The organism is Exiguobacterium sp. s7 (assembly GCF_018618195.1).
In the GTDB taxonomy this organism is placed as follows: Bacteria; Bacillota; Bacilli; order Exiguobacteriales; family Exiguobacteriaceae; genus Exiguobacterium; species Exiguobacterium mexicanum_A.
In genome coordinates this window covers 1-7,217 of record NZ_JACSLO010000025.1, presented here as the reverse complement: position 1 = coordinate 7,217, position 7,217 = coordinate 1, and the positions used below count along the sequence as shown (strand labels likewise).

The following is a 7,217-nucleotide window of genomic DNA, read 5'->3' as shown; positions in this document are numbered from 1 at the left end:
CGTTCCCATGCCGAACACGGAAGTTAAGCGCTTCAGCGCCGAAAGTAGTTGGGGGTCTCCCCCTGTGAGGATAGGACGCTGCCAGGCAAGATCGTTCCGCAATAGCTCAGTGGTAGAGCAACCGGCTGTTAACCGGTAGGTCGTAGGTTCAAATCCTACTTGCGGAGCCACTTTTCTCTTTTTGGAGAGCTGTCCGAGTGGCCGAAGGAGCACGATTGGAATTCGTGTAGGCGGCAAAACCGTCTCAAGGGTTCGAATCCCTTGCTCTCCGCCAGTTTTTCAATCAATAGTATGGCCCGTTGGTCAAGCGGTTAAGACACCGCCCTTTCACGGCGGTAACACGGGTTCGAATCCCGTACGGGTCACCATTTAAATTTTATATCGTCGCGGGGTGGAGCAGTCTGGTAGCTCGTCGGGCTCATAACCCGAAGGTCGTTGGTTCAAATCCAGCCCCCGCAATTAGTGTGGTCCTGTGGTGTAGTGGTTAACATGCCTGCCTGTCACGCAGGAGATCGCGGGTTCGACCCCCGTCAGGACCGCCATTTTTTAATTTAATTACTACATACATGGCTTTGTAGCTCAGTTGGTAGAGCAAAGGACTGAAAATCCTTGTGTCGGCGGTTCGATTCCGTCCAAAGCCACCATGTGGGGGGGTAGCGAAGTGGCTAAACGCGGCGGACTGTAAATCCGCTCCCTCGGGTTCGGCGGTTCGAATCCGCCCCCCCCCACCACTTAGGGGCATAGTTTAGCGGTAGAACTACGGTCTCCAAAACCGTCAGCGCGGGTTCGATTCCTGCTGCCCCTGCTTCTTAATATCATTATGGCGATTGTGGCGAAGTGGTTAACGCACCGGATTGTGATTCCGGCATTCGAGGGTTCAATTCCCTTCAGTCGCCCCATTTTATTGGGCTGTAGCCAAGTGGTAAGGCATCGGATTTTGATTCCGACATGCGTAGGTTCGATCCCTTCCAGCCCAGCCATTATGCGGAAGTAGTTCAGTGGTAGAATACGACCTTGCCAAGGTCGGGGTCGCGGGTTCGAATCCCGTCTTCCGCTCCATTCAATTTGGCGCCATAGCCAAGTGGTAAGGCAGAGGACTGCAACTCCTCTATCGTCGGTTCGATTCCGACTGGCGCCTCCAACATAATATGCCGGTGTGGCGGAATTGGTAGACGCGCACGACTCAAAATCGTGTTCCTCTGGAGTGTCGGTTCGACTCCGACCACCGGTATCCGTAGATCCTAGCTGAGGCTAGGGTCTTTTTTTGTGTATCTAAAACCAAGAAGAATGGAGAAAGGGAAGCGACGCATAAAGAATAGGGCAGAAGTGTTAAGAAGCTGAACTATGAAAGGTACACTCGTGTCAGAGCTTTTTGCATCAATCAAAAAAGAATCATCATTGAGATGATTCTTTATATGACGTGTACGTCGTTTCTTCCAACGTGTTCAAGTATTCAGGTCCGAAGTTGTTCAAAATAAAGAGTTCTTCTTCATTCTTGGTAGCTAATCCATTCGAGAACCCTCTACTCGCTTGGAGGAAGTGCAACAAACGATCTTGTTCCGTGTCAGTTTTGGAGAAGTCGCCTTGTGACCAATTTTCGAGTATGACGTTCAATTCGGCGTACATGTCGTCTCTGATTTTAAATTTTGATTTTAGAAGATTCAAGTATTCAGCCGATTGTTGAATATTCTGTGGTGTCATTGGAATCGCGCCCCACTTGGAACGGGCCGATATTTTTTGGTGTGTCATCAAATGCATGTTTTTAATTAATTCAGTTCGACTAGGTTTCTCTTTATTGAAAGAGACCTCTAATTCAACGCGAGTCTTTGCGGTGGAGTTGCCTCTCCGATCTAATGGGTCTTCTTTAGAAACTTCGATTTGTAACTCTTTGACTCGCTTTGCATATTTGTCATCAAGGTCTTTATTTTCGACGCCTTGACTCAAATTTTTATAGAACGTATAGCTGACAAAGAAGACTGGGATAAGCAAGATAAAGACGCTCGCCATGATGATCAATCGCTTAGGTGTGATCAAATTTTTTAATTTCTGAAACAATAACATTTCCTCCTATCTCTATATAATTGGAGTCTAACACACTTTATGTATTAATAATTCCATATAAGGAATTTTAATGGGAATTATTGAGACAGAAATAATAATTGATTCAATTACTGGTATGGAATGAACGATTTATTCTATGTGATGTGATATAATTACCTGGTAATAATATTTTTATGACAAATTGATTCTTATGGCGATGGATGCCGTCGTCACTATCATAGTGTAGTTGGTTTCATATTTCATTTTTGTTGTCGTCAACGCTGTATGCAATTGAGGAGGAAGTTGTACATGAGTAAAGAAAAAATCGCCCAGCTCCGGAAACACGTCTCGCCGTTTGAAAAGGCCGACGTGAAGAAGAGCGTCCGGCAGATGATCAACACGATCCTGCCGTTTCTTGCCGCCTGGATCCTTGCCTATCAGGCGCTCCAAATTTCGGTCTTCTTGACCATCCCGCTCGCCATCGTGGCAGCAGGCTTCGTCGTCCGGATGTTCATCATTTTCCACGACTGCACGCACGGTTCGTTTTTCAAAAATAAGAAAGCGAACGCCATCGTCGGGACGATCATGGGTATCTTGACGTTATTCCCGTATGAGAAGTGGAAACGAGAGCATTCGATTCACCATGCCTCGAGTGGGAATTTAGATAAGCGGGGAGTTGGTGACATTTGGGTCATGACAATCGAAGAGTACGTCGAAGCTTCGAAGTGGACTCGTCTCCAATATCGTCTCTATCGTAACCCGCTCGTCATGTTCGGCCTTGGACCTTTGTTCCTGATCCTTATCACGAGCCGCTTCAACCGGAAAGACGCACGTAAGAAAGAGCGCAACAACACGTATCTCATCAACTTGTCTCTCGTCGTGCTCTACGCACTCGTCATCGCGCTCGTCGGATGGAAAGCATTCTTGATCGTTCAAGGAACGACGATGTTCACGGCAGGCGTCCTCGGGATTTGGTTGTTCTATGTCCAACATACGTTCGAAGACTCGTATTTTGAGGACGAGAGCGAATGGGATTATGTGAAAGCAGCAATTGAAGGGAGCTCGTATTACGAGTTGCCTAAAGTGTTGCAGTGGGTGACGGGAAATATTGGTTTCCATCACGTGCATCACTTGAGCCCACGCGTACCGAACTATAACCTTGAACAAGCCCATACGGCGACACCGCCGCTCCAGAAAGCGACGACGATCGGTCTGTTCTCTAGTTTGAAATCGCTGCGCTATAAGCTATATGATGCTAAAAACAAGACGTTCGTCACGTTCCGAGATATTAAACATTTGCTTCGGGAACCAAAGACATCGTCATTGTAATAGAACTTCCTGCCGACAGAGTCGGCAGGATATTTTTATACCGCGACGTTTATCTTATAGTGAGATATGGTTTGAAGAAGAGAGATAAGGGAATTATATGTATTCATACACCATTAAGTATGGATTTCATAAGCTATCAAATAAATTTCTTCAAAAGTATTGACTTCCTAAAGGTATAGATGTATATTGATTGTAGTCGCTTTTACAGACGACTCATTTGAACCATGCGGGTGTAGTTTAATGGTAAAACCTCAGCCTTCCAAGCTGATGACGAGAGTTCGATTCTCTTCACCCGCTTCATCATCTCTCTGCCGACTGGCGGGGAGATTTTTTGTATGCGAAAATAGACACGAAAGAGGTGATTCGATGAACGGGATGGACCCGGAGACACTCAAACAGAAGATTGTAGCATATGCGACGACAATCGGGATTGACGAGTTGAAAGTGACGACCGCCGACCCGTTCATCGTCATGAAGCAACGTCTCGTGAAGCAGCAAGAGAAGGGTTTCGCCTCGGGGTTCGAGGAGCCTGACTTGGACAAACGGACGACGCCGACGCTGTTGCTCGACGAGGCGCAGTCGATCATCGCCATCGCCATCGCGTATCCGAGCAAATTGAAAGATGCGCCGCGAAGTGTTGCCGATGAACGGCGGGGCTTGTTCGCCCGGGCATCGTGGGGGCTCGACTACCATCGCGCCGTCGGCTCAAGGCTTGAGCAACTGCAAGCGTATATTGAACAGCTCGTCCCGGGCGTCCGGACACGCTCGATGGTCGACACGGGAGAACTCGTTGACCGTGCCGTCGCCGAACGGGCCGGAATCGGCTTCAGCGGCAAGAACTGTTCCATCATTTCGCCCGAGAAGGGGTCGTACCTTTATTTAGGGGAGATGATCCTCGACACATACTTACCACCGGACGAGATGATTGAGGACGGCTGTGGCGAGTGTACGAAATGTATGACGGCTTGTCCGACGACGGCACTCATCGAACCAGGTGTTCTCGATGCCAAACGTTGTATCGCCTATTTGACGCAAATGAAGACACTTATGCCACGCGAGTTTCGTTCGAAGCTCGGTGGGCGGCTTTACGGTTGCGACACGTGCCAACAAGTCTGTCCGTATAATCGGAAAAAAGATTGGCGCCATCATGAGGAACTGCTTCCTGAAGCTGAAATCGTCAAACCGTTGCTCGTCCCGTTACTGAACTTGAGCAATCGGGAGTTCAAAGCGAAGTTTGGCCATCTGTCTGGCGCATGGCGCGGCAAAAAGCCGATTCAGCGAAATGCGATTTTAGCATTGGCCCATTATCGGGAACCATCGGCCGTGCCGGTGCTCGAAGACTTCATTCGACAAGATGAGCGCGAAGACATGCGGGCGACGGCCGTCTGGGCGATCGGTGCGATTCTCGGAGCCGAAGCCGAGACGATTTATCGACAAATCGAGTCGACGGAGACGTCTGAGCTCGTACATGAAGAGATTCGATTGTTCCGAGAGGAGTGGGACCGTGAAGACCGTGTCATCTAAATGGGGTACATTGGCGTATGAATTGAACGCGCAAGGGAAGCTATGCGCGTTAGACTTTGCGGAGACGGAAGCAGATGACGGGTCGGCGCCGAGTTGGCTGACCGACCTGATTGAACGCGTGGAGCAAAATGGGCTTCAACCGTCTGACCGCGAGTGGATCGAGATGAATGGGACCGTCTTCCAGCAGGAAGTATGGGATGCGCTCTTAACGATCCCGTTCGGAGAGACGCGCTCGTATAAACAAATCGCCGAACAGATCGGACGGCCTAAAGCGGTTCGGGCGGTTGGCCAGGCGCTGAACCGCAATCCGTTGCCCGTCATTTTCCCATGCCATCGCGTCGTCGGCAGCGGAGGGCAACTGACCGGGTTCGGAGGCGGCCTTCATCAAAAACAACGATTACTTGATCTCGAACAAGTGAAGTGAGGAGTAGATTATGGCAATCCATGTAGTAATGTTCCAACCAGAAATCCCGGCAAATACGGGTAACGTCTCGCGCACATGTGCGGCGACGAATTCCGTGCTCCATTTGATTCGTCCGTTAGGTTTCTCGACGGACGACAAAATGCTCAAACGGGCCGGGCTCGACTATTGGCAATTCGTCGACGTCCGTTATCACGATTCGCTCGATGAACTGTGGGCCAAACACCCGGACGGAGAGTTCTTCTACATTACCAAGTATGGGGAACAGTACCCAAGTGACCTCGATGTGTCTGCAATCGATAAAGACTATTTCTTTGTCTTCGGACGCGAGACGAAAGGGTTGCCGATGGAAGTGATCGAGGACAACCTCGACCGCTGCATCCGTTTACCCCAATCGAACCTCGTTCGGTCGCTCAATGTCTCAAACACGGCGGCCATCATCGTTTATGAGGCGCTCCGTCAACAAGGATATGCTGGATTGAAATAAAAAAGAGCCGGATTCGTGAGAATCTCGGCTCTTATTGATTACCTTCAGGTTTTCTGTTGTATCCAGCTGTGAAGATAGCTGCGAGGAAGACGACGCTGATTCCGACCATTAGTAACAAACCCATCTAAAAATCCCCCTTTTGTTCTCCGTGACTACGAATATTATAATATACTTGATAATAGATTTGCACTGAATATGAGAAATTCTTGTGAAATTGGAGCCGATATGAAAACAAACGTGTACTTGTTAAGCTATGCCCCGTTGATTGGGATTATTCTGTTCTCGATGTCGCTCGCCATTGCCACGAGCGAGTATGTGATTCAATGGCTGACGCGTGTCGGCGTGTACAGCGAAATCATCGCCTTGTTGTCCGTCCAAGAGTCGAAAGTGCTCGTGCTCGTCGTGTTCTTTACCATTTACTTTATGCTGTTCAGCGCCTTCAAGCTCGTCGCCGATACGTTCAACCAACTCGGGTTCGCATTCTTTGCGCGTGAGACGAACGGTAGCTCGTTGCATCGGTTGAAGCCAGGCGCGACGATTTTTCTCGTCGGCTCAGGAATTAGCTTCTTGTTTTTAAATTCGCTGCTTGCGGTCATTGCGGTACTGCTCGGCACGTTCGTTCTCTATTTGTTCTATTACATATGGCAAGTCAGCCAGTTGATGTCGACGTTCCGGGCCATCGGTCTGCTCTTGATTCAAGCGATGATGTGGGCCATCCTGTTGAGCGGCCTCGCTTGGGCCATGCTCCGCTTGTTTAACTCGGTCGGGGATATCATCCTATGACGGTGAACACGACGATTTCCCTCATCCCGGCCGAAGAAGTCGTCCAGGAGTGGATGTCGTCGATGGTGCCACCGATGGACTTGTTTATGGCGGACGAGCATCTCGTTACGCAATTAGGCGCACAGGTGTCAGTGTTGATCATCCCGAAAGCAGAATTTGACACACACCCGTCTTACCGGGACGTCCGAGTCGCCAACGCCTATACGTATTGGACGATTGATTGGGAAGTGCCGTACGTCCTGCATGCGCCGCCTAGTTGGATCGAGACATTGCCGCCAGAAGTGAGGCGCGAGTTGCTTGCCTATCAAGTCACGGTCGGACGAGGGCTCGTTTTCCCGGCGACTGACATGGAAATCGATTCGTTGGCGACTTCGAGGGTCACGGTAGATGATGTGCCGTATCTCATCTTACAGAATTTGCGAACGAGAAAGCCCACTGCTTCAGTGATGGGATGAACGTGAGCTTGATTTCGGAGTTCCGCTAGTCGGAATTTCAGAAATCAACAAGTATGATCTTATCCCGAGAAAATGTATCGCTTAAATAAACAAAGTGATACGATAAACGTATGAACAACTATCGAAGAACCAACACCACCGTGTCGATGCTCCATTATCATTTCGTGTTCTGCCCGAG

The 7,217-nt window shown here is 49.3% G+C and carries 7 protein-coding genes, 14 tRNA genes and 1 rRNA gene; 21 read left to right on the top strand and 1 reads right to left on the bottom strand.

Features of this window, described 5'->3' with window-relative positions; genetic code table 11:
* The 14 genes from rrf to KNP79_RS15375 all read left to right on the top strand — a co-directional run.
* Nucleotides 1-87 (top strand): 5S ribosomal RNA (gene rrf / locus KNP79_RS15440); the annotation flags it as partial.
* An 8-nt stretch (nucleotides 88-95) separates the two neighbouring features.
* Nucleotides 96-170, top strand: a tRNA-Asn gene (locus tag KNP79_RS15435).
* A gap of 13 nt (nucleotides 171-183) precedes the next feature.
* A tRNA-Ser gene (locus tag KNP79_RS15430) sits at nucleotides 184-274 on the top strand.
* 19 nt (nucleotides 275-293) lie between these two features.
* Nucleotides 294-368: transfer RNA gene (locus KNP79_RS15425), tRNA-Glu, on the top strand.
* Between the two features lie 17 nt (nucleotides 369-385).
* Nucleotides 386-459 (top strand) — tRNA-Met (locus KNP79_RS15420).
* Nucleotides 460-466: 7 nt separating this feature from the next.
* Nucleotides 467-542 (top strand) — tRNA-Asp (locus KNP79_RS15415).
* Between the two features lie 26 nt (nucleotides 543-568).
* A tRNA-Phe gene (locus KNP79_RS15410) sits at nucleotides 569-644 on the top strand.
* A 3-nt stretch (nucleotides 645-647) separates the two neighbouring features.
* Nucleotides 648-731, top strand: a tRNA-Tyr gene (locus KNP79_RS15405).
* A gap of 3 nt (nucleotides 732-734) precedes the next feature.
* Nucleotides 735-805, top strand: a tRNA-Trp gene (locus tag KNP79_RS15400).
* Nucleotides 806-823: 18 nt separating this feature from the next.
* Nucleotides 824-899 (top strand) — tRNA-His (locus KNP79_RS15395).
* A 6-nt stretch (nucleotides 900-905) separates the two neighbouring features.
* Nucleotides 906-980 (top strand) — tRNA-Gln (locus tag KNP79_RS15390).
* A 4-nt stretch (nucleotides 981-984) separates the two neighbouring features.
* A tRNA-Gly gene (locus tag KNP79_RS15385) sits at nucleotides 985-1,059 on the top strand.
* Between the two features lie 8 nt (nucleotides 1,060-1,067).
* A tRNA-Cys gene (locus tag KNP79_RS15380) sits at nucleotides 1,068-1,141 on the top strand.
* A 9-nt stretch (nucleotides 1,142-1,150) separates the two neighbouring features.
* Nucleotides 1,151-1,231: transfer RNA gene (locus KNP79_RS15375), tRNA-Leu, on the top strand.
* Nucleotides 1,232-1,395: 164 nt separating this feature from the next.
* On the opposite strand, the gene KNP79_RS15370 is transcribed toward KNP79_RS15375, so the two are convergent.
* Nucleotides 1,396-2,055, bottom strand: a complete 660-nt coding sequence (locus KNP79_RS15370; protein WP_215192916.1) for a DUF6241 domain-containing protein — start codon at nucleotides 2,053-2,055, stop codon at nucleotides 1,396-1,398.
* A 294-nt stretch (nucleotides 2,056-2,349) separates the two neighbouring features.
* Between KNP79_RS15370 and desA the strand changes: the two genes are divergently transcribed.
* From desA to KNP79_RS15335, 7 genes are all read left to right on the top strand, one after another.
* Nucleotides 2,350-3,369 carry a Delta(5) desaturase DesA gene (gene desA / locus KNP79_RS15365; protein ID WP_034776483.1) on the top strand — a complete coding sequence of 340 codons (1,020 nt, stop codon included), beginning with the start codon at nucleotides 2,350-2,352 and terminating at the stop codon, nucleotides 3,367-3,369.
* 226 nt (nucleotides 3,370-3,595) lie between these two features.
* A tRNA-Gly gene (locus tag KNP79_RS15360) sits at nucleotides 3,596-3,666 on the top strand.
* 78 nt (nucleotides 3,667-3,744) lie between these two features.
* Nucleotides 3,745-4,893, top strand: a complete 1,149-nt coding sequence (gene queG, locus KNP79_RS15355) for a tRNA epoxyqueuosine(34) reductase QueG (protein WP_138860337.1) — start codon at nucleotides 3,745-3,747, stop codon at nucleotides 4,891-4,893.
* Nucleotides 4,883-5,317: a methylated-DNA--[protein]-cysteine S-methyltransferase gene (locus tag KNP79_RS15350; protein WP_215192917.1), complete on the top strand. Its 435-nt coding sequence runs from the start codon at nucleotides 4,883-4,885 to the stop codon at nucleotides 5,315-5,317. The genes queG and KNP79_RS15350 overlap by 11 nt, the downstream gene beginning before the upstream one ends.
* 10 nt (nucleotides 5,318-5,327) lie before the next feature.
* Nucleotides 5,328-5,801 carry a tRNA (uridine(34)/cytosine(34)/5-carboxymethylaminomethyluridine(34)-2'-O)-methyltransferase TrmL gene (gene trmL / locus KNP79_RS15345; protein WP_215192915.1) on the top strand — a complete coding sequence of 158 codons (474 nt, stop codon included), beginning with the start codon at nucleotides 5,328-5,330 and terminating at the stop codon, nucleotides 5,799-5,801.
* A 225-nt stretch (nucleotides 5,802-6,026) separates the two neighbouring features.
* Nucleotides 6,027-6,584, top strand: a complete 558-nt coding sequence (locus KNP79_RS15340; protein ID WP_021066738.1) for a DUF5366 family protein — start codon at nucleotides 6,027-6,029, stop codon at nucleotides 6,582-6,584.
* Nucleotides 6,581-7,039: a hypothetical protein gene (locus KNP79_RS15335; protein WP_214797196.1), complete on the top strand. Its 459-nt coding sequence runs from the start codon at nucleotides 6,581-6,583 to the stop codon at nucleotides 7,037-7,039. Before KNP79_RS15340 ends, KNP79_RS15335 begins: the two co-directional genes overlap by 4 nt.
* Nucleotides 7,040-7,217: the final 178 nt, after the last annotated feature.

What these genes read in the sequence shown, in the direction of transcription:
- trmL (WP_215192915.1), top strand. Translation starts at nt 5,328, where the DNA reads ATGGCAATCCATGTAGTAATGTTCCAACCAGAAATCCCGGCAAATACG.
- queG (WP_138860337.1), top strand. Translation starts at nt 3,745, where the DNA reads ATGGACCCGGAGACACTCAAACAGAAGATTGTAGCATATGCGACGACA.
- KNP79_RS15335 (WP_214797196.1), top strand. Translation starts at nt 6,581, where the DNA reads ATGACGGTGAACACGACGATTTCCCTCATCCCGGCCGAAGAAGTCGTC.
- KNP79_RS15340 (WP_021066738.1), top strand. Translation starts at nt 6,027, where the DNA reads ATGAAAACAAACGTGTACTTGTTAAGCTATGCCCCGTTGATTGGGATT.
- desA (WP_034776483.1), top strand. Translation starts at nt 2,350, where the DNA reads ATGAGTAAAGAAAAAATCGCCCAGCTCCGGAAACACGTCTCGCCGTTT.